Consider the following 25,759-nt stretch of genomic DNA (forward strand, 5'->3'; position numbering starts at 1 on the left):
CTGCACGGCAACGGAACGTTAATCATGGTGAGAAAACTACCTCTGCCCGACGAGTCCCTAAGCCCGGTCGTGGAAACTCTTGACTCGCTCGGTTCGCTGGTGCGTAGCCAGCGCGCACGGGGCCAGTTGCGAATCGACGATGCGGCCGATTTGCTGGGGGTGTCGAAGGACCTGCTGTCCCGTCTGGAGAACGGCAGGTCCGTCAGCCTGGACAGCCTGATGAAGGTGCTGGACGGTTTGGGCCTGAAGATGCTTGTCGTTCCCAAGGGCGACGCCTTGCTGGTCGAGGAGCAGCTGGCCGAGCGCGCCGCAAATTCCACTGACAAAGGCAGCGCATGACTTACTCACTCCGCGTGGTTTCGCAGCAGGCGACCGTGGGCCGCCTGACTTACGAGCCCCGCCAAGGCCTGGCTGGCCGTTACGCGTTCGCGTACGACCCAGGCTGGCTTCGCCGCAACGATCGATTTCCGCTTTCCCCGCACCTGCCCCTGCGTGGGGAGCCCAGCGATCCCGATACGGTCGCGCGTTTTCTCGCCAATCTGCTGCCCGAGGGCAGGGCGCTGGAGGTCGCCGCTGCGCATCATCACATCGCGAAGTCGAATACCTTCGCCCTGATCCGCTTGCTCGGCAAGGAGCCGGTTGGCGCGTTGAGCTTCGTGCCGGAGGACGAGCCCTCCCCGGACCCGGCAGAGCAGCACACCGCGTTCATGCCGGAAAAACGCCAGATCTCGCGGGAAGAACTGAATCAGCGCATCGCCGATCGCAATCGCGATGTGCCCTTTCCTGTCTGGGATGGCAGGGTCAGGCTCTCGGTCGCCGGATTCCAGGACAAATTGCAGGTGCTGGTGGAAGGGGACCGCATTGCGCTGGCGGACGGCCGACTCAGTTCTACCCATATCCTGAAGCCGGAGTCCATCAATGCGAAGTGGGAGAGCCTGGTCGCGAACGAACACTATTGCATGAGGCTCGCCGCCGAGATGGGCCTGCCCGTTGCACCCGTGCAGATATGGCGGATTCCTGCGCCGATACTGCTGATACAGCGTTTCGATCGCGTCGTGACATGGGATGCCGCCGACGGAGAGACGGTACGGGATGTGCGACGGTTGCACGTCATCGACGGGTGCCAGGCGATGGACCTGCCCGTGGGCTACAAATACGAGCGCAACTTCGGCAGCACGAAGGACGTTATGCATGTCCGGGATGGAGCCAGTTTCGAGAAGCTGTTTGCCCTGAACCGTTTTTTCGCCGTGCCGGCCATGGCGCGCGCGTTCATGTTGCGCTGGGCACTGCTCAATGTCCTGCTTGGCAACTGCGACGCGCACGGCAAGAACATCTCGTTTTTTGTCAGCGCGAAGGGCATCAGCCCGGCACCGCTGTACGACCTGGTGTCTGTGGGTGTCTATGGCGATGCGGTGGAGCAGGAGCTGGCCATGGCGTATGGCGACGAATTCCAGCTGGAAGCGCTGACGCCGTTCGCGATGGCGGACTTCGGCAGCCGCATCGGCGTCAAGGCGTCCCTGTTGCAGCGGGAAATGACCCGGATGGCCCAGGCGGCGACCAATCTTGCGCCGAGGCTCGCGGAATCGGATACCTATGTTGGGCAGGAGCGTGAACTCGTGCGGCGCATTGCGGAATTTGTGCAAGCGCAGGCGCGGCGCATGGCTCAGATCGCAACGCAAGTACGCCGCGTGAAAGCCGATCTCCTCTGAAACCCGAGCCGGAGTCGTTCTTCAGAACACCCCCAGCGCCAGCCCGCCGGCGAGGCCTTCGCCGAGTTCCGCGCAGCGCGCGAGGTCGTCGGCCCCGATCTGCTTCGGTGCGAGGATGCGCTCCGGCGTCTGCGCATGCGTGCAGACGATCAGCCCGGGCGCCACGGAGCGCAGGCGCCAGCCGGTGGCGATGCGGTCGAGCTGGCGCAGCGCGTTCTGGCCGTCGCTGCCGGCGCAGATCATCGCGGCATAGGGGCGGCCATTGACGCGGTCGAGCACCGGGTAATAGCAGCGGTCGAAGAAGTCCTTCATCAACCCTGACATCGCGGCCAGGTTCTCCGGCGTCGCGAACAGATAGCCGTCGGCCTTGAGCACATCGTCGGGTTGCGCCTCGGTGGCGCGCAGCAGCCTGACCTCGACGTCCGGCTGCGTCCGCGCGGCGTTGGCCGCGGCTTCGGCCATCTGCTGCGTGCCTCCGGTCATCGTGTGGTAGACGATCAGCAGCGTCTTCATCGGTGCTTGTGTACGGGTATGTATGCGGGCATCTGTGCGGGTATCTGTGCGGGTATCTGTGCGGGTATCTGTGCGGGAATTTATGCCGGTATGGGTTCCGGCCCTCGATACGAGGGCAATGTAGCACGCCGTCTCCGGCGTGCCGTGCCGCGCGGACGTCAGCGCGACGATGGCGCCTCGGCCGCCCCTCCGACGGGAAAGGCGGACTGCGCGACCTGGCGGAAGTGCCGTCCCGCCGGGGTCTCGGTTTCGTCGCAATAGGCCAGTGCCAGCCCGATGGCTGCGGCACCGGGCATGTCGTCCACCGGAATACACACCAGCCGCTCGTTGGCGAAGCGATGCATGATCGACGGCACCAGTGCGATGCCAAGCCCGCTCTCCACCAGCGCCATCACGGTCTGGATCTGCGTCGCGATCTGCGCGATGCGGGGCTGGAAGCCGCCCAGCTGGCAGGCGGTCATCGCGGCGGCGTGCAGCCCCGAGGCTTCCTCGCGGGCGTACATCACGAAGCGCTCGCCGGCCAGCTCGGACAACGTCAGCGATCGGTGCCCGGCCAGCGGATGATGGCGCGGCAGCGCGGCGACGAAGCGGTCGTGCTCCAGCGGAGCCAGCGTGATCCTGCCGGCCTGCAGCAGCGGGATGCGCACCAGGCCGACGTCCAGCGCCTCGTCCTCGAGCTGCTTGACGATCGATGCCGAGGTGGCCTCCTTCAGCGTCAGTTCCACCGCGGGATACTCGGCACGAAAGTGCGACACCAGTTGCGGCAGCAGGTGATAGGTGGTGGAGCCGACGAAACCGATACGCAGTGTTCCGCCCATGCCGCTGGCCGCGGCGTGCGCCGCCTCGCGGAAATGGCCGGCATGGAACAGGATGCGCCGCGCCTCGCCAAGCGCTGCGTGGCCGCTCGGCGTCAGCGTGACACCGCGCGTCTCGCGCACGAACAATTGCGTTTCCAGCTCCTGTTCCAGTTTCTGGATCGAAACGGTCAGCGCGGGCTGCGCGATATGCAGCCGTTCGGCGGCGCGGCGAAAGTTCAGCGTTTCCGCGAGAACGACGAAATGCCGGATGCGTCGGAAATCCATGGGGCAGGGCGGCGCGCGGGCAGTGGCGAAGCCCACATCTTACCGATCGCCGCTGCCGCGCCCGCCGCTCAGCTTCGGGACGCCGGTTTCCGTTTCTCGAGGAAGGCCGTCACCGCCTGCCGGTGCTCCTCGGTCTGGTGGCACATCGCCTGGAAGGTCGCGGACATTTCCAGCAGCGTGTCGAGCCGCGTGTGCATCCCCTCGCGCAGCAGCCGTTTGGCCAGGCGCACCGCTTGCGGCGGATTGGCGGCAATCGCCTCGGCCAGCCGCATCGCGGTCGGCAGCAACTGGTCGGCCGGCACCACCTGGGATACCAGGTTCCAATCCAGCGCCCGCGCGGCATCGATCGGCAGGCCGGTGAAGATCATTTCGGCGGCGCGCGACAGGCCGACGATGCGCGGCAGCAGCCAGGCGCCGCCATCGCCGGGAATGATGCCCAGCCGCACGAAGCTCTCGGCGAATTGCGCGGTCTCGGATGCAATGCGCAGATCGCACATGCAGGCCAGGTCCAGTCCGGCGCCCATGGCCGGGCCGTTGACCGCGGCGATCACCGGCACCTCCAGATTGAACAGCGCCAGCGGCAGCCGCTGGATGCCGCGGCGATAGTCGCGCCGGATCTCCATGCCGGGCACCGTGCCCGACGCCTGGCGCTCCATGTCGCGGATGTCGCCGCCGGTCGAGAACACGGTGCCGGCGCCGGTCAGGATCACCGCGCGCACCGAGTCGTCGCCATCGATGCGGTCCACCGCTGCCACCAGTTCGGCCACCGCGGTGTTGCCGGTCAGCGGATTGCGGCGCGCGGGCTCGTTCAGGGTAAGGGTCACGATATGACCCTGCTGCGCATAGTCCAGGAACTGGCTCATGGTGGTCCTCGTTGGGTGGGTTGCCGACGGCGGTCGCCGTCGCCGTGGTTGTCGTCGTCGGTGTCGGTGTCGTTGTCGGTCCGCGCTATTGCTTCGGAATGCCGGCCCGCGTCGCCGCGTCCGACCATTTGCGGATCTCCGCCAGCTGGAAGCGCCGCAGCTCGGCGGCGTTGCCGGTGAAGACATCCCAGTTGGTGCGGGCGAAGAACTCGGCGGTCTCCGGCGCGGCGTTGATTTCCAGCAGCAGCTTCTCCAGCTTCTCGACCACCGGGCGCGGCGTCTTCGCCGGCGCGAAGGCCGCGGTCCAGTTGACCATGAAATAGCCGGGGAAACCGCTCTCCTGCAGCGTAGGCGTATTCGGCTGCGTGGCCAGCCGTTTTTCGCTGGTCACCGCCAGCAGCCGCAGCTTGCCCGCCTGCAGCAGCGGCAGCACCGCGCCGTAGTCGGCGAAGGCGAAATCGACCTGGCCCGCGGCGACGTCGGTCAGCGCCGGCGCCGCGCCCTTGTAGGGGACGTGGTTGGCCTTGATTTGCCCCTGCGTCAGGAACAGTTCCGTCGCGATCTGATAGGACGCGCTGCCGGCGCCGTAATTGAGCTTGCCCGGCTGCTGGCGGGCATGCGCGACCAGTTCGGCCACCGTATGGAACCGTGAGGCCGGATTGACCACCAGCGCCATCGCGCCCACGCCGAGCCGTGCGATCGGCGCCAGTTCCGCGACCGGATCGTAGGGCAGCTGGCGGAACATCGCGACATTGGTCGCCACCGGCGAATTGCTGGCCAGCAGCAGCGTGTAGCCGTCAGGCTCGGCGCGGGTCACCGTCTGCACCGCGATGAAGCTGTTGCCGCCGGGCCGGTTCTCGACCACCACCGACTGGCCGGTCTTTTCCTCGAGCTTGCGGGCCACGTAGCGGGCGGTGGAATCGGTGCCGCTGCCCGGCGGAAACGACACGACGAGACGGATCGGCCGGTTCGGGTAGTCGGCTCGCGCCGGCGCGGCAACGCTCAGCGAAAGCGCCGCGAGGCAGAGGGCGGCGGCCAGCAGCCGGCCCGGGCGGGTCATCAGCATGTCTCTCTCCAGTCGGCGCCCCGTCATGGCTGCGAGGCTCGAGCGCAAGGCTAAGAGACACTTCCGCGGCGTGTCCAATATGAATTCGGCGCGAGGCGATATACAAAACTTATCGCTGCGTCGCCCATCCCGGCGCTCCTACCGGGCCCACTGCGATAAACGATCGCTATCAATCGATGGCGATTCGATATTGGACGCCGCGCGTACGCCTTCACTACGCTTGCCGCATTCGCATCCCCGATCGCATCCCCGATCGCAGCCCGATCGCCGCCCGATCGCAGCGCAATCGCAGCCACAGGAGACCACCGGTGAAAGGCGCACTGGCACATATCAAGGTTCTGGACCTGACCCGCATTCTGGCCGGCCCCTGGGCGACGCAGAACCTCGCCGACATGGGCGCCGAAGTCATCAAGGTCGAGCGTCCGCGCGTCGGCGACGATACGCGTGCCTGGGGCCCGCCGTTCCTGAAGGACGCGGAGGGTCGGGAAACCGCCGATTCGTCGTACTTCCTCAGCGCCAATCGCGGCAAGAAGTCCATTACCGTCGATCTGGCCGCGCCCGAGGGCCAGCAGATCATCCGCGAGCTGGCGCGCGAGGCCGATGTGGTGGTGGAGAACTACAAGGTCGGCACGCTGGCGCGCTACGGCCTGGGCTACGACGACCTGCGCGCGCTCAATCCGCGCCTGGTCTACTGCTCGATCACCGGCTTCGGCCAGTCCGGCCCCTATGCCGCGCTGCCCGGCTACGACTTCGTGTTCCAGGGCATGGGCGGGCTGATGAGCATCACCGGCCTGCCGGACGGCGAGCCCGGCGGCGGCCCCATCAAATCGGGCATCGCCATCACGGACCTGCTGACGGGCATGTATGCGAGCACCGCGATCCTCGCGGCGCTGGAGCATCGCAATGTCAGCGGCGAAGGGCAGTACATCGACATGGCGCTGCTCGACTGCGTGGTGACCATCAACTCCTACCAGGCGATCAACTACTTCCTGTCCGGCAAGATCCCGCAGCGGATGGGCAACGCGCATTCGAACATGGTGCCGTACCAGGTGTTCCGCTGCCGCGAGGGCGACGTCATCGTCGCGGTCGGCAACGATGCGCAATACCGCGCGCTGTGCGAGGTGATCGGCCGGCCGGAACTGGCCACGGACCCGCGCTTCACCTCCGCCGGCCAACGCAACCGCAACCGCGACGCGCTGATTCCGCAGATCGCCGAAGCGATGCTGACGCGCACGATGACCGAGTGGGTGGAACGCATGGAGGCGGCCAACGTGCCGTGCGGGCCGATCTACAACATGCAGCAGGTGTTCGAAGACGAGCAGGTGCGGCATCGCGGCATGCAGCTGTCGCTGCCCCATGGCGCAGGCGTGCAGGCCCCGGGGCTGGCCAATCCGATCCGGCTGTCGGCCACGCCGATCCAGTACGAACGCGCCGCGCCGACGCTGGGCGAGCATACCGAGGCGGTGCTGCGCGACAAGCTCGGCTTCGACGACGCGCGACTCGACTCGCTGCGCGCCAAGGGCGTGATCTGACCCATGGACCTGAAGGCGGACTGACGTCATGCAGACCATCGGATCGCTGGACGAACTGCGCGCGGCGGTCGGCGCGCCGGCCGCGGTCAGCGGCTATTTCACGCTCGATCAGCGCACCATCGATACGTTCGCCGAACTGACGCACGACCGGCAGTGGATCCACGTCGACCCTGTGCGCGCGGCGGCCGAATCGCCGTATGGCTGCACGATCGCCCACGGGCTGCTGACGCTGTCGATGGTCACCGCCGCATTCGGGCAGTGCTACCGCTTCCCCAATCGCAAGCTGTCGCTGAACTACGGCTTCGACCGCGTCCGCTTCACCGGCGCGGTGCCGGCCGGCTCGCGGCTGCGTGGCACCTTCGCGCTGCAGCGGATCGAGGACGTGCGGCCGGGGGAGGTGCGGTGTTTCTGGCAGGTCGAGCTGCAGGTCGAGGGCGCGGAGCGGCCGGCGATGGTGGCGACCTGGCTGATCCAGATGCGATATTGACGCCATCGAGGCCAGTGAAGCCGATCACGCCAATCACGCCAATCACGCCCCTCACGCCCCTCACGCCCCTCACGCCCCTCACGCCCATCACGCCCCTCACGGCATCGGACGTGTGAGGCCTGGAAACCACCATGAAGCTGCCAAACATGGAACGCATCGGAGCCAGACGCAGTGTCCAGCCTTCTCGATAACTTCGTTCGTGCGAGCCTGCCGCCCGAGGCGGAGGCCTTCCGCACCGAAGTCAAACGCTTTCTCGCCGAACAGCTGCCCGATGCGCCCGCCGATCGTCGCGCGCGGTCGTGGATGGGGTTCGACGCAGCCTTCAGTCGCCGGCTGGCGGCACGCGGCTGGGTCGGCATCACGCTGCCGCCGGAGTACGGCGGCGCGGGACTCGATCCGTTTCGCCGTTTCGTGCTGGTGGAGGAGTTGCTGGCCGCCGGCGCCCCGGTCGCGGCCCACTGGATCGCCGATCGCCAGAGCGGTCCGCTGATTCTTCGCTACGGCACCGAGGCGCAGAAGCGCCGCCATCTGCCGGCGATCTGTCGCGGGGAGAGCTTCTTCTGCATCGGCATGAGCGAGCCCAACTCGGGCTCCGATCTGGCCAGCGTGCGCAGCCGCGCGACCCGCACGGCCGGGGGCTGGACGCTGAACGGCCAGAAGATCTGGACCACCAATGCCCCGCACTGCCAGTACATGATCGCGCTGGTGCGCACCTCCGGCGTGCCGGAGGACAAGCAGAAAGGGCTGTCGCAGTTCATCGTCGACCTGTCGTTGCCCGGCGTCACCGTGCGGCCGATCGAGGACCTGACCGGCGACGCGCATTTCGCCGAGGTCGTATTCGACAACGTGCCGCTAGACGACTATGCGCTGATCGGCAACGAGGGCAGCGGCTGGGAACAGGTCAATGCCGAACTCGCCTTCGAGCGCAGCGGTCCGGAACGGATCTACTCGAGCGTGGTGCTGCTGGACCTGTGGGCGGCGCGCCTTCGCCGCGATGGCGCCACGCCGGAACAGCAGGCGCTGCTGGGCCGCTTCTGCGCGCAGCTGGCCACGCTGCGGCAGATGTCGATCGCGGTGACCGCGCGGCTGGCGGCCGGCGAAAGCCCGGTGGCGGAGGCCGCGTTGGTCAAGGACCTGGGCACGACGCTGGAGCAGCAGATTCCGGCCGCGTTCGAGGCCGTCATCGCCGGCGATCCGCGCACCCTTGCCGACGCGGAGTTGTATCGCACCGTGAGCTATCTGAGCCAGATCTCGCCGACGTTCTCGCTGCGCGGCGGCACGCGGGAAATCCTGCGCGGGATGATTGCCCGCAGCCTGGGACTACGCTAGGGCGTTAGGGCGTTAGGGCGTTAGAGCGCTAGGGCATTGAAGCGTCAGGGCGCGAGGACGTCAGGCGCGAGGAGAGACCACCATGTTCGTCGAAGCGATCGAATCGATTCTGCAGGATGCCTGCACGAGCGCCGCGGTGCGGGCCATCGAGGACGGTGGCAGCCCGCGGGGGCTGTGGGACGCCATCGCGGATGCCGGATTCGTGGAGCTGCTCGTGCCCGAGCAGGACGGCGGCGCCGGCCTGGCACTGTCCGAGCTCGCGGCCGTGCTGATTGCCATCGGGCGCCATCCGCTGCCGGTGCCGCTGGCGCAGTCGGTGGTCGCGCGGGCGTTGCTGCGCCGCGCCGGGCTCGCCGTTCCGCCGGGAATGATCACGCTGGCACAGGCCGGCGCACGCGAAGCCGATGGCGGGGTGGTGTGCCCGATCACGCCGTACGGTGCGATCGCCGACCACGTGGTGCTGGGCCTCGACGACGGGCTGTTGCTGCTCGATGCCGGCGCGGCAAGCCGTATTGTTACCGGCGTGCACCGCGACCAGGCCGCGACGCTGCGCTGGCCGCCGCAGTCGGTGCCCGAGCCCGTGCCGGCCTCCGGTGCCGACGTCGGGGCATGGGGCGCCGCGCTGCATGCCGCGCTGATCGCCGGCGCCGCGCGTCGGGTGTTCGACCTCACGCTGCAATACTGCAATGACCGCACGCAGTTCGGCCGCGCGATCGGCAAGTTCCAGGCGGTGCAGCACCAGCTCAGCGTGATGGCCGAACTGGTGGCTGCCAGCCATATCGCCGCGCAGATCGCCTTTGCCGGCAATGGCGACCAGCCCGACCGCGTTGCCGCGGCCGTGGCGAAGGCTCGCACCAGCGAGGCCGCCGCGAGCATCGCCGCCACCGCGCACGCCTTGCACGGCGCGATCGGCATCACCGAGGAATACGATCTGCAGCTGCTGAGCCGGCGACTGCATCAATGGCGGATGGCCCACGGCTCCGAGGCGTTCTGGGAGCCGGTGGTTGGCGCGGCCTGCCTGGCGTCCGGACACGCCACGGTGGTGGACTTCATTCGTGCGGTGACGGACTGCCCCGCACACTGACGTCGCCGCCGACTGCCGACTGCCGACTGCCGACCGCCGACCGCCGACCGCCGACCGCCGACTGCCGACTGCCGACCGCCGACCGCCGACCGCCAGCAGCCAGCAGCCGGCAGCCAGCCACCGTCAGCCGCGAGCCAGCGTGCGGGCGCGGCCTCCAATCACACCGCCTCGAACACCTTCTCCCGCATCGCTGGCCGCCCGGCGCTGCCGGGCAATGCCCGATACCCCGCCGCGAACACCAGCCGGCCTGCCGACCACGTATGCGTGATCATCGGCTGCCCGGCTACATGGGCCACTGCAGTCACGTCCGCACGCAAGCCCGGCGCCAGGCGGCCCCGATCGTGCAACAGGCACGCGTCCGCGGGATTGGCGGTGACCAGCGCAGCCGCCTCGTTCAGCGGCAACTCGGCCAGGCGAGCCGCGGCAAACGCGGCGGCGATCAGCGTCGACGGCTGGTAGTCGGAACACAGGATATGGCCGACGCCGGCCTGGATCGCATCGATGGCGCGCATCGAGCCGCTCTGGCTGCGGCCGCGCAGCACGTTAGGCGCGCCGAAGATCGTCGGCAAGGCTTGCGCAGCGGCCGCCTGTGCGGTGTCGAGGTTGATCGGAAACTCGCTCATCCGCACGCCGAGGGCCTGCATCGCCGCGATCCGCTGTGGCGAATCGTCGTCGTGGCTGGCCGTCGGCACGCCGAGTTCATGCGCGCGGGACAGCAGCCGGCGCACCCGTTCATGTGCGCCGTCGCGCTGCTCGGCCTTCTTCGCGGCGGCGTCCGCCGCTTCCTCGCGGCTCATGCCATGGTTGCCGACCATGTAGGCCAGGTACGCGTCGAGGGTCTTGAACTGGCCCTGTCCCGGCGAATGGTCCATCACCGACAGCAGGTCGACGACGCCCTCCAGCATCAGCATCTCGAGCACCGGCACCGCGGCCGAATCGGTGACTTCGTAGCGGCAGTGGATGCGGTTGTCGACCAGGCTGTGGTCTCGATACGCCGCCACCGTGCGCACCAGCGCGGCGGCCGTGTCGTTGTTGCGCACGCCGAACTGGTTGTTGGCGAAGGACAGCGCATGGTAGGGCGTGGTGATGCCGGCCGCCGCATTGCGCCGGTCGACCTGCGCCACCGCGAAGTCCATCGGGAACAGCACGTTGGCGCGCGGTTCCACTTCCTTCTCGATCGCGTCGCAATGGACGTCGATCAGGCCGGGCATCACCGTGTGTCCGGGCAGCGCCATCACGTTGGCCAGCGCCGGCACCGTGGCCGGGTCGGGTTCGATGGCGGCGATACGCCCATCCTCGATCAGCAGCGCGCTGTCTTGCAGCACGCGGTCGGGCAGCACCAGGGTGACGTGCGTCAGGTAAGTGGCGGACATGTCCGGCTCCGTGTTGGTTCGGCTAGGGTGCGGATAGGGTGGTGGCCGCGAATCACGCGATCGCGGCGGCCGGCTGCAACGTCAGCAGGCGCGTGGCGACCGCATCGCGGACCGCTTCGTCGTGGAAGATGCCGATCAGGCAGCGGCCCTCGGCAAGCGCCTCGCGGATCAGCGCGATGACGACGGCGCGGTTGTCGGCATCAAGGGAGGCGGTGGGCTCGTCGAGCAGCAGGATCGGGTGGCCGCCGATCAGGCCGCGCGCGATATTGACGCGCTGCTGTTCGCCGCCGGAGAAGGTCGCCGGCGGAAGCTCCCACAACCGGCGCGGCAGGTTCAGGCGTTCCAGCAGCGCCGCGGCGCGCGCGCGGGCCACGTTGCGGTCGACGCCGCGCTGCTGCAGCGGCTCGGCCACGACGTCGAGCGCGCCGACACGCGGAATCGCGCGCAGGAACTGGCTGACGTAGCCGATCACGTCGCGGCGCAGCCTCAGCACGCGTTGCTCCGGCGCGTTGGTCAGCTCGACCCAGGGTGCGCCTTCCGCGCTGGTATCACGCAACCGGATACTGCCTTCGGTGGCCAGGTAGTTGCCGTACAGGCATCGCAGCAAGGTGCTCTTGCCGGTGCCGGACCGTCCGGACAGCACCAGGCATTCGCCGCGCGCCGCCTCGAAATCGACCGACTGCAGCACCGGCAGCCGGATGCCGCCCTGGTTGTGCAAGGTGAACATCTTGCCGAGGCCGCGGACCTCGATCAGCGTCTGTGCATGCTCTGCCTGCTGTGCTTGACTCATGGTTCAACCCTGCAGAATGGAAGAGACCAGCAGCTGCGTATACGGATGCTGCGGGTCGTCGAGGATCTGGTCGGTCAGCCCTTGCTCGACCACGCGCCCGCCCTGCATCACCAGCGTGCGGTGGGCCAGCAGCCGCGCGACGGCGAGGTCGTGTGTCACCAGGATGGCGGCGAGGTCCAGGTCCGATACCAGCCGGCGCAGCAGGTCGAGCAAGCGCGCCTGTACCGAGACGTCGAGCGAGGCCGTGGGCTCGTCCATGAAGACCAGGCGCGGATGCGTGACCAGATTGCGCGCGATCTGCAGGCGCTGCTGCATGCCGCCGGAGAAGGCATGGGGCGTGTCGTCCAGCCGCGCCAGATCGATCTCCATCTTTTCAAGCCAGGCGCCCGCGATCTCGCGCAGCTCGCCGTAGTGGCGTTGTCCGACCGCCATCAGCCGCTCGGCGATATTGGCGCCGGCGCTGACCTGCATGCGCAGGCCGTCGCGGGCATGCTGGTGCACGAAGCCCCAGTCGGTACGCGCCAGCAGGCGCAGGCGTGCGCTCGACAGCGTGGCGAGATCCGTCAGGCCGGACTCGCGCATGTCGTAGCTGACGGTGCCGCGCTGCGCCGGCGCCTGCATCGAGAGGGCCTGCAGCAGCGTGCTCTTGCCCGAGCCGGATTCCCCGACGATGCACAGCACTTCGCCGGGATACAGATCGAAGCTGACGTCATGACAGCCATGGACGCCGTCCCAGGTGCGCGTCAGCCCGCGCACCGACAGCAATGGCGTCGCGCTCATCGCACACCTCCCGCGGCCGGATCGGCGGCCTCGGCGGCCTCGGTGGCTTCGGCTGCCTTGATGGTCTGTTGTGCCTGGCGATCGGCGCAGTACTCGGTGTCCGAGCAGACGAACATGCGCGTACCGGCGTCGTCGGTGATGATCTCGTCCAGGTAGCTGTCGGTGGCGCCGCACTGCGCGCAGCAGCTCGACCACTTCTCGACCGTGAAGGGATGGTCGGCAAAGTCCAGGCTCTTGACCGAGGTGTAGGGCGGCACCGCGTACACGCGCTTCTCGCGGCCGGCACCGAACAACATCAGCGCCGGGTTGCGGTCCAGCTTGGGGTTGTCGAACTTGGGGATCGGCGAGGGCCGCATCATGTAGCGCTGGTTGACGATGACCGGATAGTCGTAGGTCGTGGCGATATGGCCGTGACGGGCGATGTCTTCGTAGAGCTTGACGTGCATGGCACCGTATTCCGCCAGCGCATGCATCGTGCGCGTCTCGGTCTCGCTCGGCTCCAGCCAGCGCAGCGGCTCGGGGATCGGCACCTGGAACACCATGGTCTGCCCTTCGCGCAGCGGCGTTTCCGGAACGCGATGGCGGGTCTGGATGATGCTGGCCTCAGCGGTGCGCTCCGTGGTGCGTACGCCGGTCACCCGGCCGAAGAAGCGGCGGATGTTGATGGCATTGGTGGTGTCGTCCGAGCCCTGGTCGATGACCTTGAGCACATCCTGCCGGCCGATGATGGCGGCGGTGACCTGGATGCCGCCGGTGCCCCAGCCATAGGGCAGCGGCATCTCGCGGCTGCCGAACGGGACCTGGTAGCCGGGAATCGCCACCGCCTTCAGCAGGGCGCGGCGCAGCATGCGCTTGGTCGATTCGTCGAGGTAGCCGAAGTTGTAGTGCGCGTCGCGCGTGGTGACTTCCGCGGAGAGCGGGGCGATGGCGGCGGTCATGCGACGCTCTCCTCCTGGGGCTGGCACTGCGGTGCGGTGTCGTCGCGGCCGGTGGCGCGGGCGGAAGGGGCTGCCGTTCGTGTATCGGCGGCCGGTTCGGCCGCTTGCCGCTGCGCGCGCAGCCGGCGCAGCAGTTCGAGATTGGTCTGGAAGTCCACGTAGTGCGGCAGCTTCAGATGCTGGACGAAGCCCGAGGCCTCGACGTTGTCGCTGTGGTACAGCATGAATTCGATGTCGTTGGCGGGGTTGTCGGCGGCCTCGCCGAGGTCCGCGGCGCGCATCGCCCGATCGACCAGCGCCATCGACATCGCCTTGCGCTCGTTGTAGCCGAATACCAGGCCATAGCCGCGGGTAAAGCAGGGCGCTTCCTTGGCGTTGCCGGCGAAGTCGTTGATCATCTGGCATTCGGTCAGTTCGATCTCGCCGATGGTCACGGCAAGGCCCAGTTCCTCGACGAACAGCTCGACCTCCGCGGTGCCATAGCGAATCTCGGCGGCAAACGGATGCGAATTGCCGTATCCGCGTTGCGTCGAATAGCCCATCGACAGCAGGAAGCCTTCGTCGGCCCGCGCCAGGTTCTGCAGACGCGCCGCGCGGCTGGCCGGGAAGGTCAGCGGCTCGCGGGTCAGGTCGGCCGGAGCGGGATCGCCCGGCGGAATGGGCTCGGCCTCGACCAGGCCGTCTGCTTGCAGCAGGTCGGTTACGCGCGGCATCGTTTGAACTTCCTCTGCCGTGTCCGTGATCGGCGGGGCGATGCACGCCTGCGGAGCGCTATCGGCTTCGAGCGAGAAGTCCAGCAGGCGCTGCGTATAGTCGTAGGTCGGCCCGAGGACCTGTCCGCCCGGCACGTCCTTGAAGGTCGACGAGATTCTCCGGCGCAGCCGCATCGCGCCGGTATCGAGCGGCAGCGTGTAGCCGAAGCGCGCCAGCGTGGTGCGATACGCGCGCAGCAGGAACACCGCCTCGGTCTGGTCGCCGGCGGCCTGCTTCAATGCCAGCGCGGCGAGATGCGGATCGTACAGCGAGCCCTCGGCCATCACGCGGGAGATGGCGAGCGGCATCTGCTCGCGGATCTGGGCCAGCGTCAGCTCCGGCACCGCAGGATCGCCGCGGCGATACGCGTCGACCATGCGGTACGAATTCAGGATGGCGCGTTCTCCGCCCTTGACTGCGACGTACATGTCAGTCCTCCACCAGTGTGGTGCGCGGCAACGCGCAGATCCGTTCGCCGGCGGTCAGCAGCAGGTCCACGCCCAACGGAAAGCCGGCATGGTTGGCCTGCCATTGCCGGCGGAAGTCTTCGGGTAGGCCCGCTACACGCAGCGTGCGCGTGGTCTCGATGCCGGGGCCGCGCAGCGTCAGCATGCTGCCTTCGTCGAGCGAAGCGACCTCGACGATCAGCGTGGCCGAGCGGTCGGGAAAGGCAGGATCGCCCTGCGCGCAGCCCCGCAGCGCCGGCATGGCATGGCCGGCCGGCACGCAGACGAACTGCGCGGTGGCGACATCGTCGACCAGCGGGCAGCCGCAGTGAAAGCGCAGGAACGCGCCGGCCGACGCGGCCATGTCGGCCGGCAACCAGACCGGCGTATCGGGATCGGCGAGCGTCAGCAGCAGGGCGGTCATCGCGGGAGTCAGACCGTCTGGCACACCGCAATCGGCCGTCAGCGCTTCGATGCGGCCCGGATGGGCGAACGCCTGCAGCGTCGCGCGAAACACCACCTGCGCGTCGTCGACTGGATGATCGAAGCCGGGCAGCAGCGACGCGGTGGATTGGCTCGGCAGGGAATGCAGGGTCGGCATCTCAGTCCTCTCCGCGGGCCATCGTGAAGAATTCGACGCGGGTCTGCGCGGCGGCGGCCGCCTGTGCCGCGTCGCGTTCGGCCAGCGTGCGCGCCAGCGGTTCCAGCACGATCTGCTGGACGCGAGCGTGCCATTCCGGCCGCTGCAGCAGCGCGTCCAGCACGGCCGCCTGTTCGACATGGCGGGGACAGCGGCCCATGACGTAGGCCACGCCCGCGATCGCCGCCTCTTCGGTGGGCGCCGGGCCCGGGTCCAGCACCACTGCGCAGCGCGTCACGGTCATCTCGCCGAGGTTGAACTGCGCCCCGGTGCCGCCGGTACGCCCGCGCACCATCGCCATGCCGGACTCGGGCTTGCGCAGCAGGCGGTAGGCGGGCAGCGGTCCCTGCTGGCCCAGCCGCCGGTAGGCGCCATCGAGGGTTTCGGTATCTGCCAGCGCCAGGATCCGCAGCCATGCGGCCCGTGACGCGTCGGCGCTGTCGCCGATGTCGCCGATGTCGCCGGTTTGGCCGACTTCACCGATTTGGCCGCCTCTCTGGCCGTGTTCGCCGCGCTCGCCGTGTTCGCCGATCTTGCCTTTCATCGTCATCCCTATACGTCTATACGTGTAGATGTCAGCTGCAACAACACGGCGCTACTAGACCACGGCGGCATGACTGTTTGATGACGAGCCCGAATCGTGAGCGGGCACCTCGCACGATGGCATGCGGCTCGGGCACAATCGCACGATGCGATGGCCGCTGAATGACAGCGCGCAATGACAGCGCGCAAAAACAAGAGGAATCACGACGATGTCGGAACGAGAAGTCGAACGGGGCTCGGGCGTCGCGGTATGGCGCCAGATCGGGGAGGCGCTGGCCGATGACATCCGCAAGAAGCTGTACGGGCCCGGCGAGCAGCTGCCGCCGGAGTCCGAGCTGGCGATGCGCTTCGCCGTCAATCGCCATACCGTGCGGCGGGCCATGAGCGAACTCGAGCAAAGCGGCCTGGTGCGGATCGAGCAGGGCCGCGGCACCTTCGTGCAGGAGCATGCGATCGACTACGCGATCGCGCGGCGTACCCGTTTCTCGCAGAATCTCGCCGCGCAAGGCATACGCGGCCATGTCGAATTCGTCGGCAGCCATGTCAGCCGCCTGCCCGAGGTCGCCCGGCATCTGGGGATCGCGCGCACGGCGCCGGTGCTGCATGTGCAGATGGTCGGCAAGGCCGAAGGCCGCCCCATCGACGTGGCCGAACACTACTTCGATTACCAGCGCTTCCCGGAGCTGGAGGATCAACTGCGCGACCAGCGCTCGATCTCGCGCGCCCTCGCGCAATGCGGCATCGCCGACTACACTCGCAAGTGGTCGCGCATCACGGCGGCGCTGCCCAGCGCGCCGGTCGCGCGGCTGCTGAACCAGCCGAAAACCAGGCCCGTGCTGCAGGTCGAGGCGCTGAACGTCGATATCGACGGCGCGCCGGTGCAGTACAGCATCACGCGGTTCGCCGGCGACTGGGTTCAGCTGACCGTATCGGATAACGACTGATCCGCGGCGCGGGGGACGGCCTGGCTTGTCGATTGGTCTAGACATCCGCCTGTCACCTTGCCGCGCTAGCCTGCCGCTTCGACCTACCGACCGACTGACACCAACATGCCGGCGCATCGATACGCCATTTACCTGGCTCCCAACGAGCCGTTCCGGACCTTCGGCCAGCACTGGCTGGGCCGCGACGCCGACACCGGCGAGCCGTCGCCGCCGCCGCGCGAGATGGCCGCGCGTCCCGCCGAGTGGGTCGAGGCGCCGGCCCATTACGGCCTGCACGCCACGCTGAAGCCGCCGTTCCGCCTCGCCGAAGGGACCGGGCCCGCGATGCTGGACGACGCCATGCGCGAGTTTGCCGGCACTCGTACTCCGTTCGACGTTCCGCTGACGCTGCGCGCGCTGCGCGGCTTCCTGGCGTGGTGCCTTGCCGACGAGCCGGAAGCCATACGCGCCGTGCATCAGCTGGCCGACGCCAGCGTGCGGGACATGGACCGATTCCGCGCGCCGCCCACGCCGGACGAGATCGCGCGGCGCAAGCCGGAGCGGTTGTCCCCGCTGGAGCGGCAGATGCTGCGCGACTGGGGCTATCCCTATCTGTTCGACGCCTTCACCTTCCATATCACGCTGACCGGCATGCTGGACGCCGAGCGGCAGGCCGCGGCGTTGGCCCAACTGTCGTCGGCGGCCGGCACGCTGCTCGACACGCCGCTGCGGGTGGACAGCGTCAGCGTGTTCGTGCAGCCCGAGCCCGGGGCCGATTTCGTGGCGGCGCGCCACTATGGCTTCGATGGACGAACCCGCGATGGCGCCGGCGCGGCGTACCTGCCGGCATGAGCGCGCCGCATCGCCTGGACGGCACTGGCCTGTTCTATCTGATGGGGCCTTCTGGCAGCGGCAAGGATTCGCTGCTGCGCGCGCTGCGCGGGTGCCTGGGCGGCGACGACCGGCTCGTCGTGGCGCACCGCTATATCACGCGTCCCGCGGATGCCAACGAGGCCTCCGTCGCGCTGACGACGGAGGAGTTCCAGCGCCGCGTCGCGCTGGGTTGCATGGCGATGCACTGGCACAGCCATGGCCTGCACTACGGCATCGGCATCGAGATCGAGCAATGGCTCCAGCGCGGCATCAAGGTCGTGGTCAACGGCTCGCGCGAGTACCTGCCGCAGGCGGTGGCGCGCTATCCGAAGCTGTGCGCGCTCCATGTGCGCGTGTCGCCGGCCGCGCTGGCCGCACGCTTGCGTCAGCGCGGCCGGGAGTCGGAGGAGGCGATCGCACGGCGTCTGGCGCGTGCCACCGCTGCGTTCGATGTGCCGGCCGGTTGCCGGCTTGTCGAGATCGACAACAGCGGGGCGCTGCAAGCCGCCGTCGAGGCGTTGGCAAGGTCGATCGGCATGACGCCGGCCACCAGTCGGGCTGGCGAACTCACCTGACGCCCCGCCGGGCGACTCGCTTGAGTACCCGCCTTGCGACGCGCCTGATCGCCGGCTTGGCGACTCGTCCTCAGACCAGCACCTTGCGGATCTGCGCGGACAGCACGTCGATCACCGTCACGAAGGCGATGATCAGCAGCATCACCGCGCAGGTCTGTGCGTACTGGAAGCTGCGGATGATCTCCCACAGCACGGTGCCGATGCCGCCGGCGCCGACGATGCCGACCACCGAGGCCGAGCGGACATTGGACTCGAAGCGGTAGAGCGCAAACGACAGCCACAGCGGCAGCACCTGCGGGATCACGCCATAGACGATCTCTTCCAGCCGGCCCGCACCGGTGGCGCGCACGCCCTCGACCGGACGCGGATCGATGGCCTCGACCGCCTCGGCGAACAGCTTGGCCAGCACGCCCGTGGTGTGGATCCAGATGGCCAGCACGCCGGCGAACGGACCGAGGCCGACAGCCACGATAAACAGCATCGCGAACACCATCTCGTTGATGGCGCGCGAGGCGTCCATCAGGCGCCGCGCCGGCTGGTAGACCCAGGCCGGCACGATATTGGCCGAACACAGCAGGCCCAGCGGCACCGCCACCGCGACCGCCAGCGCGGTGCCCCAGACGGCGATCTGCACGGTGACGAGCATCTCGTCGAGATAGTGGCGCCAGTCGCGGAAGTCGGGCGGGAAGAAGTCGGCGGCGAACTGGGCCATATTGCCGGAATCGCGCAGCAGATCCAGCGGGCGCATGTCGGCGCCTTGCCAGGACAGGGCCAGCATGGCGAGCACGATGGCCCAGACGAGCATCGCGTAAAGGGAGGTGCGCGGCGGCCGGCCGCTCGCTTGCGGTGACGGCAGGCCGGGCTTGGCGGTGGCGGTCATGAGGGGAATCCGTAGAAGGCAAGGGGCAGGGCCGTGCACGTCGCAAGCCCTGCGGTATATCCGACGATCGGCAATGACTGCGCGACGATTGCCCGATGATTGCGCGCTTGCTGCACGGTCACCGCGCAATCACCGAACCATCACTGCACGGTCACTGCACAATCACTGCGTGCCGACGGCCTTGTCGAGCTCGGCCAGGCGGCGCGACACATCGGCCAGGCGCTTCTCCTTGTCGGCCGCGGCCAGCGTGCCGTCCGACTCGATGCGAGCCTTCTCCTTGGCCAGCTCGATCTGGCGGATCGGCACCAGCTGCGCATCGCTGGAGGGGCGGAAGCCCTGGTAGGTCAGCGTGGCGAGCACCTGCTTCTCGCGCGCGGCGTCGGCGCCCTTGCCGTAGTTGACGAAGAAGGTCTGGATCTTCTGCTTCATGTCGGCCGGCAGGTCCTTGCGATACACCATCGGGTCGGCTGGGATCAGCGGCGATTTCCACAGCACGCGCAGCTGGTCATAGGGATTCTTGCCGGTGTTGACGCGATAGCGCCCGAGGTTTTCGGTATTGTTCACCGCGACATCGACCTGCTTGTTCAGCACCGACAGCAGGTTCGCCTCGTGGTTGCCGATGCGCACGGCCTTGAACAGCGTCTTCGGTTCCACCTTGTTGGCGGCCCACAGGTAGTAGCCGGGGACCAGCGTGCCGGAGGTCGAATTCGGATCGCCGGCGCCGTAGGACAGCTCCTTGCCGCGCTTGATCACGTCCTCGACCGACTTCAGGTCGCTGTCCTTGCTGACGATCAGCAGCGACCAGTAGCCGGGATTGCCGTCCTTGTCGATCACCGAGGCAAACACCTCGCCGTGGGCGCGATCGACCGCCTCCATCGCCGACTTGTTGCCGAACCAGGCGATCTGCACCTTGTTGAAGCGCATGCCTTCGATGATGCCGGCATAGTCCGACGCGAAGAAGGGCTTGACCGGTACGCCGAGCGCCTTGCTCAGGTCGTCGATCAGCGGCTGCCATGCGGTCTTCAGGTTGGTCGACGACTCGGTCGAGATGAAGCCGATGCTCAGCGGCCTGGCGTCCTGCGCCAGGGCAGGGGCGGCGGCAATCGCGGAGGTAATCAGGGCAAGGAAGGTTCTGCGAAGCATGAGTGACTCCGATGCGAAAGTAGGAGCGGAAAGGGACGGAAGGAGCCGGAAGGGGCCGGAATGACTACCAATGGCCGCGAATGGCAGCCCGCAATCAGGCGGCCGCAAGATCCATCGTGACGGTGGCAGGCACGGGCGAGCCGTCGATCGGCATCGCGATCCGGTCGGGCAGCAGGTCATGCAGCAGCTCGTCTGCCTCGGTACCGTAGAGATCGCGCAGCATGCGCTGCGTCAGCGCATGCGACGGACCGTCGTAGACGACCTTGCCATGGCGCAACGCCACCACGCGCGGGCAGTAGCGCATGGCGATGTCGACCTGATGCAGCGACACCACCACGGCGACCTTGTGCGTGCGATTGATCTGCGTGAGCAGCGACATCACGCGGCGCGACGATTCCGGATCGAGCGAGGCGATCGGCTCGTCGGCGAGGATCACGCGGGCGTTCTGCACCAGCGTCCGTGCGATGGCCGCGCGCTGCTGCTGGCCGCCCGACAGCGTCGAAGCACGTTGAAAGGCATAGTCGTCTATACCAACTTGCGCAAGCGCATCGAGCCCGGCGCGCAGTTCATCGGCCTTGAAATAGCGAAGCAGGCCGCGCCATTTCGGGATGCGGCTCAGCATGCCGATCATCACGTTGGTGATCACCGGCAGCCGCCCGACCAGATTGAACTGCTGAAAAACGAAGCCGATCTCGGCGCGCGCCTTGCGGACCTCCGCTGCCAGCCGGCCATCGCGCTGCACGGTGCGGCCATGCACCACGATCTCGCCGCTGTCGGCGGCGACGAAGCCTGCCACGTGACGCAGCAGCGTGGACTTGCCTGAGCCAGATGCGCCCAGCAGGGCCACCATTTCACCGGGCGCCACCTGCAGCGTGACGTCGTCCAGGGCCTTGCGGTCGGCTCGGAACGACTTGCTCAGGCCGCGCACTTCAATTGCATGGGTCATGTCGACTCCCTTGCTGGAATGACGAGCGCATTCTGGGGGGAGGTGATGACAGAGCGATGACGGCAGGGCAAGGGTGGCGCCGCGGCAAGCGCGGAGCGAAGCGGCGGGCCAGGCGGAGGGTCGCGCGAGGCCGGCAGCGGAATCGGCAACGAGGATTCGTAGTTGTGCTCATGTGTCAAGGAACTGACATTTGGGCTACCAACAATGCAGGCCAACGATCACGCTGTCCCTTTTCCCCACCACGGAACTCCAGCCATGCTCCCTTCCTTCGCTTCCCTTTGGCGGCGCGGCCCCACGCTGCCGCTCGCGGCCTCTGCCATCCTGGCCGCGCTGCTGCTGGCCGGCTGCGGCGGCGGCGGCGATGGCGCGACCCTGTCGCCATCGGCCGCACCCGACACCACCAACCCGAACGGCAAGCTGCCCGGCAAGCCCGGCAGCTGCTCGAGCCGCTGCGCGCCCTGACTCTCCTCCGCCCCCAACGAAAAAGAATCCGCCATGACATTCAATCCGTCGAAGCGACAATTCCTGAAGGCATCGCTGGGCACCGGCGCCGCGGCCGCCGTGCTGGCGAGCTTCCCGCCGAGCATCCGGCGCGCGCTGGCGATCGAGGCCCACAATGCGACGGGCACCATCAAGGACGTCAAGCACGTCGTGATGGTGATGCTCGAGAACCGTTCGTTCGACAGCTATTTCGGCACGTTCAAGGGCGTGCGCGGCTACGGTGATCGCTTCCCGATTCCATTGCGCAACGGCCGTACCGCGCTGTACCAGACCGATGCCAACGGCAACATCCTGACGCCTTATCACCTCGACGAATCGATCGGCAACGCGCAGCGCGCCGGCGGCACGCCGCACAACTGGGCCGACTCGCAGGCGGCGTGGGACCATGGCCGCATGGACCGCTGGCCGGTGGCCAAGCAGCCGCTGTCGATGGGCTACTACGACGAGGCCGAGGTGACGTTCCAGCGCGCGCTGGCCGATGCCTTCACGCTGTGCGATGCCTACCATTGCGGCATCCATACCGGCACCATCGCCAACCGCCTGTTTTACTGGACCGGCTCCAACGGCCCTACCGGCGACAACGTCGCGGTGACGGTCAACGAGTTCAACGGCGGCGCCGACGTGGGTCCTTCGACGGAAGGCTGGACCTGGGACACCTATGCGGACCGTCTGCAGGCCGCCGGCGTCAGCTGGAAGGTCTACCAGAACATCCCCGACAACTTCGGCTGCAACCAGATGATGAGCTTCCGTCATTGGCGCGCCGAGATGGAGAAGATGCCGGCCGGACGGCAGGTGTCGAACACCAACGCGCCGGGCTTCAATCCGCCGTACGATCCGGCGATCGACGATCGCTACAGCCCCTTTGCCAAGGGCTTCTGCAACACGATGGCCGACGGCGGCTTCCTGCAGGCGCTGCGCGACGACGTGCAGAACGGACGCCTGCCAGAAGTGTCGTGGATCATCCCGCCGGCCGAATTCAGCGAGCACCCCGGGCCGTCGAGCCCGGCCAAGGGCGGCTGGTATGTGCAGGCGATTCTCGATGCGCTGACCTCCGATCCCGAGGTATGGAGCAAGACCGCGCTGATCATCAACTACGACGAGAACGACGGTTTCTTCGACCACCTGCCGCCGCCGACCGCGCCGTCGCGCAATCCGGATGGCACCGTCGCCGGCAAATCGACGCTGTCGGATGCGCAGATGGCCTTCGAATACCACGACTATCAGCCGGCGACGCCCAAGCAGCCGGCCCGCGACGGCCGGCCTTACGGACCGGGTCCGCGCGTGCCGATGTGGATCGTCTCGCCGTGGAGCCGCGGCGGCTGGGTCAATTCCGAGGTGTTCGACCATACCTCGGTGATCCGCTTCCTCGAGGCGCGCTTCGGCGTGATGGAGCCGCAGATCAGCCCGTACCGCCGCGCGGTCTGCGGGGACCTGACCAGCGCGTTCAATTTCGCCACGCCGAACGCCAACCCGCTGCCGGAGCTGGCGGGCCGCACCACGCGCGCCGAGGCCACCAGCCTGACGGCCGCGCAACAGGCCATGCCGAAGATCCCGGTGCCGGCCACGCCGGCGCTGCCGGTGCAGGACCCGGGCACGCGTCCCTCGCGGGCGCTGCCGTACGAACTGCACACCAGCGCGCGCGTTGATGCCCGCAACAACCGGCTGCAACTGCTGTTTGCCAACGCCAGCGCGCGCAGCGTCGGCGCTGTCTTCCACGTCTACGACCGCCTGCATCTGGACCGCATTCCGCGCCGCATCGTCGTCGAGGCCGGCAAGACGCTCGACGACGTCTGGGATATCGGCGCGGACGGCGGCAAGTACGACCTGTGGGTGCTGGGCCCGAACGGCTTTCACCGCAGCTTCGTCGGCGATGCGGCGGAGCAGGGCGAGGCCATGCCGGAGATCCAGGTCTGCTACAACCCGTGCGATCGCCCCACGGTGCAGGTCAAGCTGCATAACAACGGCCGCCGGCCGATCCGCTTCACGGCCGAAGCACTGGCGTATCGCAGCGACGGCCCGTGGACGCGCATGGTCCCGCCTGGCAAGGTCGTCGAGTTCGAATGGGCGATCGCGGACGCCGGCTGCTGGTACGACTTCGTCGTGACCTGCGACGCGAGTCCGGCGTTCCGCCGCCGCTTTGCCGGGCGGATGGAAACGGGCAAGGACCTGTTCAGCGATCCGGCGATGGGGCAGGTCGGACAGGTTTGAGGCGTGCCGGAAGCCGTCTCCTGAGTCGGCTCCCGAGTCGGTCCCCAAGCCGGCTCGTGAAGTCGTTCCCTGAAGTCGTCCGCTGAACGAAGCGCGGTCCCGCCCCGGGGCAGGACCGCGCTTCAGCTCGTCCGCATGAAGGTCCCCAGCCCCTCCTGGTCGTAGTACTCCAGCGTCAGCCGGTCGCTGCCGAACCAGACGCGCGAGATCGTGCCCGGCGTCGCGTTCTCGTTGCGCAGCCGGAACGTGTAGACGTCGCCGTCCCAGTGCGACAGCGGCAGCACCAGCGGCGCGGGGCCGATCGTCAGCACCAGTGCACCCGCGGATTCGCGTACCGTGATCGGCCCGTAGTAATTGTTGGCATAGTCGCCGGCATAGACCGACAGCGCGCGCGGCGGCAGCGGCGAGGCCGGCGGCGTGGCGCCCACCAGCCCGCCTTCCGGCGCCAGCACGGGCGCCAGCGCCTCCTCGATGATGGTCGCCCAGTCGCGCTGGATCGCGCCGTAATCCACCAGATCGAAGAACTGGTTGTTGATCGTCTCCGGCACGCCGATCGGAAAGCCGTTGGTCAGCGTGACGATCGCCAGATTCAGCGAGGGCACCGCGAGGAAAGCCGTCGCGGCACCGAGCGCGAACGCGCCGGAGTGGTTGTACATCGCGCGGCCGGCAGGATTCGTGCCGACGTTGAAGCCATAGCCGTAGAAGCCCGCCGGACGCCCGTCGGCCGGCGGCGTGGACTGGTTGTGCGGCGCGATCGCTTCCTTCAGCGCACTGGCGTCGACGATGCGCCTGCCTTCGAACATGCCTTCGCCGAGCATCATGACGAGCCAGCGCGCCACGTCGTTGACCGAAGCGCTGACCCCGCCGGCCGGCGATTGCGCATCGGGATCGCGTACCGGACCGCGTATCCACGCGCCGTTCTCGCGCACATGGCCGACCGCGCGATTGTCGCGGGCCAGATAGTCGGCGTGGCGCGAACTGGTGCGCGCCATGCCGAGCGGACGATAGAGGGTCTGCTCCGACAGCGTGGCCCAGTCCATCGCCGCCGCGGTGGCGACCGCTTCGGCGGCGGCGGTCAGGCCGAAATTGGTGTACTGGTACGAGGCGCGAAACGGATGCAGCGGCAGGAAGCGCAATCGCTCCAGTACCTGGCGACGGTCATAGCCCATGTCCTCGAGCCGATCGCCCGCATGGTCCGGCAGGCCCGAGCGGTGCGAATACAGGTCCGCCACCGTCAGCACCGGATTGACCTCGGGATCGGACAGGGCGAACCAGGGCAATTGCGATTGCACGGGGGTGTCCCACCGGACGCGTCCGATGCCGACCTGATGCGCGACCACCATGGCGCCGAGCGATTTCGACATCGAGGCGAGCTGGAACACGGTATCGGCGTCGACCGCCGCGCCCTCGTCGACGGCGCGCTTGCCGAATCCCTTGGCATAGACGACTTGATTGCCGCGGACCACCGCCGTCGCTACCCCCGGCACACCGGTGCGGGACATCTGGTCGGTGACGAGCTTGTCGACGCTGGCGATGGCCTGCGCGATCCGGGCTTCCGGCACGGGAGGAGATGGCGGGGAGGGCGGGGGATCGTCGTCGTCGCCACCGCAGGCGGCGAGCGCCGATCCCAGCGTGGCGACGAGAAACGTGCGGCGCGAATGCAAGGTCGTCATGGCGAATTCCCCTCGTGTTATTCGGGCAGGCCGATGCGCCGCTACGCAGCGTTCCTGTCTTGCTGGACAGTAGAAGCTGCGGCAATGAAAGTCGAGGGTAATTGCGCTG

General features: G+C 67.9%; 26 protein-coding genes. 11 read left to right on the plus strand and 15 right to left on the minus strand.

Going from position 1 to position 25,759, the window contains the following annotated elements:
• Positions 1 to 24 precede the first annotated feature (24 nt).
• Together KZ686_RS23725 and KZ686_RS23730 are read left to right on the plus strand one after the other, a co-directional pair.
• Positions 25 to 339 (plus strand): helix-turn-helix domain-containing protein, encoded by a 315-nt coding sequence (locus KZ686_RS23725; protein WP_150083875.1) that lies wholly within the window; start codon positions 25 to 27, stop codon positions 337 to 339.
• Positions 336 to 1,709, plus strand: a complete 1,374-nt coding sequence (locus KZ686_RS23730; protein WP_226105806.1) for a HipA domain-containing protein — start codon at positions 336 to 338, stop codon at positions 1,707 to 1,709. Before KZ686_RS23725 ends, KZ686_RS23730 begins: the two co-directional genes overlap by 4 nt.
• Before the next feature lie 21 nt (positions 1,710 to 1,730).
• Here KZ686_RS23730 and KZ686_RS23735 read toward each other — a convergent pair whose 3' ends face one another.
• The 4 genes from KZ686_RS23735 to KZ686_RS23750 form a co-directional block, all read right to left on the minus strand.
• A complete protein-coding gene (locus KZ686_RS23735; protein ID WP_149316014.1) occupies positions 1,731 to 2,222 on the minus strand; it encodes a flavodoxin family protein in 492 nt (163 codons plus the stop codon).
• Positions 2,223 to 2,380: 158 nt separating this feature from the next.
• A complete protein-coding gene (locus KZ686_RS23740) occupies positions 2,381 to 3,304 on the minus strand; it encodes a LysR family transcriptional regulator (RefSeq protein ID WP_265633877.1) in 924 nt (307 codons plus the stop codon).
• 68 nt (positions 3,305 to 3,372) lie between these two features.
• Entirely contained in the window at positions 3,373 to 4,167 is a 795-nt protein-coding gene (locus KZ686_RS23745) for a crotonase/enoyl-CoA hydratase family protein (RefSeq protein ID WP_265633878.1), read from the minus strand.
• An 85-nt stretch (positions 4,168 to 4,252) separates the two neighbouring features.
• Positions 4,253 to 5,227 (minus strand): Bug family tripartite tricarboxylate transporter substrate binding protein, encoded by a 975-nt coding sequence (locus tag KZ686_RS23750; protein ID WP_407648634.1) that lies wholly within the window; start codon positions 5,225 to 5,227, stop codon positions 4,253 to 4,255.
• Between the two features lie 314 nt (positions 5,228 to 5,541).
• Here KZ686_RS23750 and KZ686_RS23755 point away from each other — a divergent pair, with 314 nt between their 5' ends.
• The 4 genes from KZ686_RS23755 (at position 5,542) to KZ686_RS23770 (ending at position 9,665) form a co-directional block, all read left to right on the plus strand.
• Positions 5,542 to 6,765: a CaiB/BaiF CoA transferase family protein gene (locus tag KZ686_RS23755; RefSeq protein WP_150083878.1), complete on the plus strand. Its 1,224-nt coding sequence runs from the start codon at positions 5,542 to 5,544 to the stop codon at positions 6,763 to 6,765.
• 28 nt (positions 6,766 to 6,793) lie between these two features.
• Positions 6,794 to 7,252 (plus strand): MaoC family dehydratase, encoded by a 459-nt coding sequence (locus KZ686_RS23760; RefSeq protein WP_149316009.1) that lies wholly within the window; start codon positions 6,794 to 6,796, stop codon positions 7,250 to 7,252.
• A 171-nt stretch (positions 7,253 to 7,423) separates the two neighbouring features.
• Positions 7,424 to 8,581, plus strand: coding sequence for an acyl-CoA dehydrogenase family protein (locus tag KZ686_RS23765; protein ID WP_265633880.1), 1,158 nt, complete (start codon positions 7,424 to 7,426; stop codon positions 8,579 to 8,581).
• An 82-nt stretch (positions 8,582 to 8,663) separates the two neighbouring features.
• Entirely contained in the window at positions 8,664 to 9,665 is a 1,002-nt protein-coding gene (locus KZ686_RS23770; protein ID WP_265633881.1) for an acyl-CoA dehydrogenase, read from the plus strand.
• Between the two features lie 158 nt (positions 9,666 to 9,823).
• Here the strand turns inward: KZ686_RS23770 and KZ686_RS23775 are convergent, their stop codons facing one another.
• From KZ686_RS23775 to phnG, 7 genes are read right to left on the minus strand one after another with little or no spacing between them, the layout of a single operon-like run.
• Positions 9,824 to 11,038 (minus strand): alpha-D-ribose 1-methylphosphonate 5-triphosphate diphosphatase, encoded by a 1,215-nt coding sequence (locus KZ686_RS23775; RefSeq protein ID WP_226105798.1) that lies wholly within the window; start codon positions 11,036 to 11,038, stop codon positions 9,824 to 9,826.
• A gap of 52 nt (positions 11,039 to 11,090) precedes the next feature.
• Positions 11,091 to 11,828, minus strand: coding sequence for a phosphonate C-P lyase system protein PhnL (gene phnL, locus KZ686_RS23780; RefSeq protein WP_149316005.1), 738 nt, complete (start codon positions 11,826 to 11,828; stop codon positions 11,091 to 11,093).
• Between the two features lie 3 nt (positions 11,829 to 11,831).
• Positions 11,832 to 12,608, minus strand: a complete 777-nt coding sequence (gene phnK / locus KZ686_RS23785; RefSeq protein ID WP_150083883.1) for a phosphonate C-P lyase system protein PhnK — start codon at positions 12,606 to 12,608, stop codon at positions 11,832 to 11,834.
• Complete coding sequence (locus KZ686_RS23790; RefSeq protein WP_150083884.1) at positions 12,605 to 13,546, minus strand: alpha-D-ribose 1-methylphosphonate 5-phosphate C-P-lyase PhnJ; 942 nt, start codon at positions 13,544 to 13,546, stop codon at positions 12,605 to 12,607. The genes phnK and KZ686_RS23790 overlap by 4 nt, the downstream gene beginning before the upstream one ends.
• Complete coding sequence (locus tag KZ686_RS23795) at positions 13,543 to 14,727, minus strand: carbon-phosphorus lyase complex subunit PhnI (protein ID WP_265633882.1); 1,185 nt, start codon at positions 14,725 to 14,727, stop codon at positions 13,543 to 13,545. The genes KZ686_RS23790 and KZ686_RS23795 overlap by 4 nt, the downstream gene beginning before the upstream one ends.
• A gap of 1 nt (position 14,728) precedes the next feature.
• Positions 14,729 to 15,346: a phosphonate C-P lyase system protein PhnH gene (gene phnH / locus KZ686_RS23800; protein WP_265633883.1), complete on the minus strand. Its 618-nt coding sequence runs from the start codon at positions 15,344 to 15,346 to the stop codon at positions 14,729 to 14,731.
• A 1-nt stretch (position 15,347) separates the two neighbouring features.
• Positions 15,348 to 15,929, minus strand: coding sequence for a phosphonate C-P lyase system protein PhnG (gene phnG / locus KZ686_RS23805; RefSeq protein WP_265633884.1), 582 nt, complete (start codon positions 15,927 to 15,929; stop codon positions 15,348 to 15,350).
• A 208-nt stretch (positions 15,930 to 16,137) separates the two neighbouring features.
• Here phnG and phnF point away from each other — a divergent pair, with 208 nt between their 5' ends.
• The 3 genes from phnF (at position 16,138) to phnN (ending at position 18,299) form a co-directional block, all read left to right on the plus strand.
• Entirely contained in the window at positions 16,138 to 16,872 is a 735-nt protein-coding gene (gene phnF / locus KZ686_RS23810) for a phosphonate metabolism transcriptional regulator PhnF (RefSeq protein WP_150083888.1), read from the plus strand.
• A 105-nt stretch (positions 16,873 to 16,977) separates the two neighbouring features.
• The gene (locus KZ686_RS23815; protein WP_149315998.1) at positions 16,978 to 17,703 is read left to right on the plus strand and encodes a DUF1045 domain-containing protein; all 726 of its coding nucleotides are present in this window, start codon (positions 16,978 to 16,980) and stop codon (positions 17,701 to 17,703) included.
• Positions 17,700 to 18,299 carry a phosphonate metabolism protein/1,5-bisphosphokinase (PRPP-forming) PhnN gene (gene phnN, locus KZ686_RS23820; RefSeq protein ID WP_265633885.1) on the plus strand — a complete coding sequence of 200 codons (600 nt, stop codon included), beginning with the start codon at positions 17,700 to 17,702 and terminating at the stop codon, positions 18,297 to 18,299. Before KZ686_RS23815 ends, phnN begins: the two co-directional genes overlap by 4 nt.
• A 70-nt stretch (positions 18,300 to 18,369) precedes the next feature.
• On the opposite strand, the gene phnE is transcribed toward phnN, so the two are convergent.
• The 3 genes from phnE to phnC form a co-directional block, all read right to left on the minus strand.
• Positions 18,370 to 19,179 carry a phosphonate ABC transporter, permease protein PhnE gene (gene phnE, locus KZ686_RS23825; protein WP_149315996.1) on the minus strand — a complete coding sequence of 270 codons (810 nt, stop codon included), beginning with the start codon at positions 19,177 to 19,179 and terminating at the stop codon, positions 18,370 to 18,372.
• 162 nt (positions 19,180 to 19,341) lie between these two features.
• Entirely contained in the window at positions 19,342 to 20,322 is a 981-nt protein-coding gene (gene phnD, locus KZ686_RS23830; RefSeq protein WP_265633886.1) for a phosphonate ABC transporter substrate-binding protein, read from the minus strand.
• Positions 20,323 to 20,416: 94 nt separating this feature from the next.
• The gene (gene phnC / locus KZ686_RS23835; protein ID WP_149315994.1) at positions 20,417 to 21,268 is read right to left on the minus strand and encodes a phosphonate ABC transporter ATP-binding protein; all 852 of its coding nucleotides are present in this window, start codon (positions 21,266 to 21,268) and stop codon (positions 20,417 to 20,419) included.
• A gap of 255 nt (positions 21,269 to 21,523) precedes the next feature.
• On the opposite strand from phnC, the gene KZ686_RS23840 reads away from it, so the two are divergent.
• Positions 21,524 to 21,730: a hypothetical protein gene (locus KZ686_RS23840; RefSeq protein ID WP_265633887.1), complete on the plus strand. Its 207-nt coding sequence runs from the start codon at positions 21,524 to 21,526 to the stop codon at positions 21,728 to 21,730.
• A 33-nt stretch (positions 21,731 to 21,763) separates the two neighbouring features.
• Entirely contained in the window at positions 21,764 to 23,977 is a 2,214-nt protein-coding gene (locus tag KZ686_RS23845) for a phosphocholine-specific phospholipase C (protein WP_265633888.1), read from the plus strand.
• Between the two features lie 122 nt (positions 23,978 to 24,099).
• Here KZ686_RS23845 and KZ686_RS23850 read toward each other — a convergent pair whose 3' ends face one another.
• Positions 24,100 to 25,650, minus strand: a complete 1,551-nt coding sequence (locus KZ686_RS23850; RefSeq protein ID WP_265633889.1) for a serine hydrolase — start codon at positions 25,648 to 25,650, stop codon at positions 24,100 to 24,102.
• Positions 25,651 to 25,759 lie beyond the last annotated feature (109 nt).

The organism is Cupriavidus cauae (genome assembly GCF_026210475.1).
Classification (GTDB): Bacteria; Pseudomonadota; Gammaproteobacteria; order Burkholderiales; family Burkholderiaceae; genus Cupriavidus; species Cupriavidus cauae.

Coding starts and splice junctions, on each gene's coding strand:
- KZ686_RS23745 (WP_265633878.1), bottom strand. CDS start 4,167: ATGAGCCAGTTCCTGGACTATGCGCAGCAGGGTCATATCGTGACCCTT.
- KZ686_RS23730 (WP_226105806.1), top strand. CDS start 336: ATGACTTACTCACTCCGCGTGGTTTCGCAGCAGGCGACCGTGGGCCGC.
- phnN (WP_265633885.1), top strand. CDS start 17,700: ATGAGCGCGCCGCATCGCCTGGACGGCACTGGCCTGTTCTATCTGATG.
- phnL (WP_149316005.1), bottom strand. CDS start 11,828: ATGAGTCAAGCACAGCAGGCAGAGCATGCACAGACGCTGATCGAGGTC.
- phnD (WP_265633886.1), bottom strand. CDS start 20,322: ATGCTTCGCAGAACCTTCCTTGCCCTGATTACCTCCGCGATTGCCGCC.
- KZ686_RS23795 (WP_265633882.1), bottom strand. CDS start 14,727: ATGTACGTCGCAGTCAAGGGCGGAGAACGCGCCATCCTGAATTCGTAC.
- KZ686_RS23840 (WP_265633887.1), top strand. CDS start 21,524: ATGCTCCCTTCCTTCGCTTCCCTTTGGCGGCGCGGCCCCACGCTGCCG.
- KZ686_RS23740 (WP_265633877.1), bottom strand. CDS start 3,304: ATGGATTTCCGACGCATCCGGCATTTCGTCGTTCTCGCGGAAACGCTG.
- KZ686_RS23815 (WP_149315998.1), top strand. CDS start 16,978: ATGCCGGCGCATCGATACGCCATTTACCTGGCTCCCAACGAGCCGTTC.
- KZ686_RS23775 (WP_226105798.1), bottom strand. CDS start 11,038: ATGTCCGCCACTTACCTGACGCACGTCACCCTGGTGCTGCCCGACCGC.
- KZ686_RS23760 (WP_149316009.1), top strand. CDS start 6,794: ATGCAGACCATCGGATCGCTGGACGAACTGCGCGCGGCGGTCGGCGCG.
- KZ686_RS23770 (WP_265633881.1), top strand. CDS start 8,664: ATGTTCGTCGAAGCGATCGAATCGATTCTGCAGGATGCCTGCACGAGC.
- phnK (WP_150083883.1), bottom strand. CDS start 12,608: ATGAGCGCGACGCCATTGCTGTCGGTGCGCGGGCTGACGCGCACCTGG.
- phnG (WP_265633884.1), bottom strand. CDS start 15,929: ATGAAAGGCAAGATCGGCGAACACGGCGAGCGCGGCGAACACGGCCAG.
- KZ686_RS23845 (WP_265633888.1), top strand. CDS start 21,764: ATGACATTCAATCCGTCGAAGCGACAATTCCTGAAGGCATCGCTGGGC.
- KZ686_RS23850 (WP_265633889.1), bottom strand. CDS start 25,650: ATGACGACCTTGCATTCGCGCCGCACGTTTCTCGTCGCCACGCTGGGA.
- phnF (WP_150083888.1), top strand. CDS start 16,138: ATGTCGGAACGAGAAGTCGAACGGGGCTCGGGCGTCGCGGTATGGCGC.
- phnH (WP_265633883.1), bottom strand. CDS start 15,346: ATGCCGACCCTGCATTCCCTGCCGAGCCAATCCACCGCGTCGCTGCTG.
- KZ686_RS23725 (WP_150083875.1), top strand. CDS start 25: ATGGTGAGAAAACTACCTCTGCCCGACGAGTCCCTAAGCCCGGTCGTG.
- KZ686_RS23750 (WP_407648634.1), bottom strand. CDS start 5,227: ATGACCCGCCCGGGCCGGCTGCTGGCCGCCGCCCTCTGCCTCGCGGCG.
- KZ686_RS23735 (WP_149316014.1), bottom strand. CDS start 2,222: ATGAAGACGCTGCTGATCGTCTACCACACGATGACCGGAGGCACGCAG.
- KZ686_RS23790 (WP_150083884.1), bottom strand. CDS start 13,546: ATGACCGCCGCCATCGCCCCGCTCTCCGCGGAAGTCACCACGCGCGAC.
- phnC (WP_149315994.1), bottom strand. CDS start 21,268: ATGACCCATGCAATTGAAGTGCGCGGCCTGAGCAAGTCGTTCCGAGCC.
- phnE (WP_149315996.1), bottom strand. CDS start 19,179: ATGACCGCCACCGCCAAGCCCGGCCTGCCGTCACCGCAAGCGAGCGGC.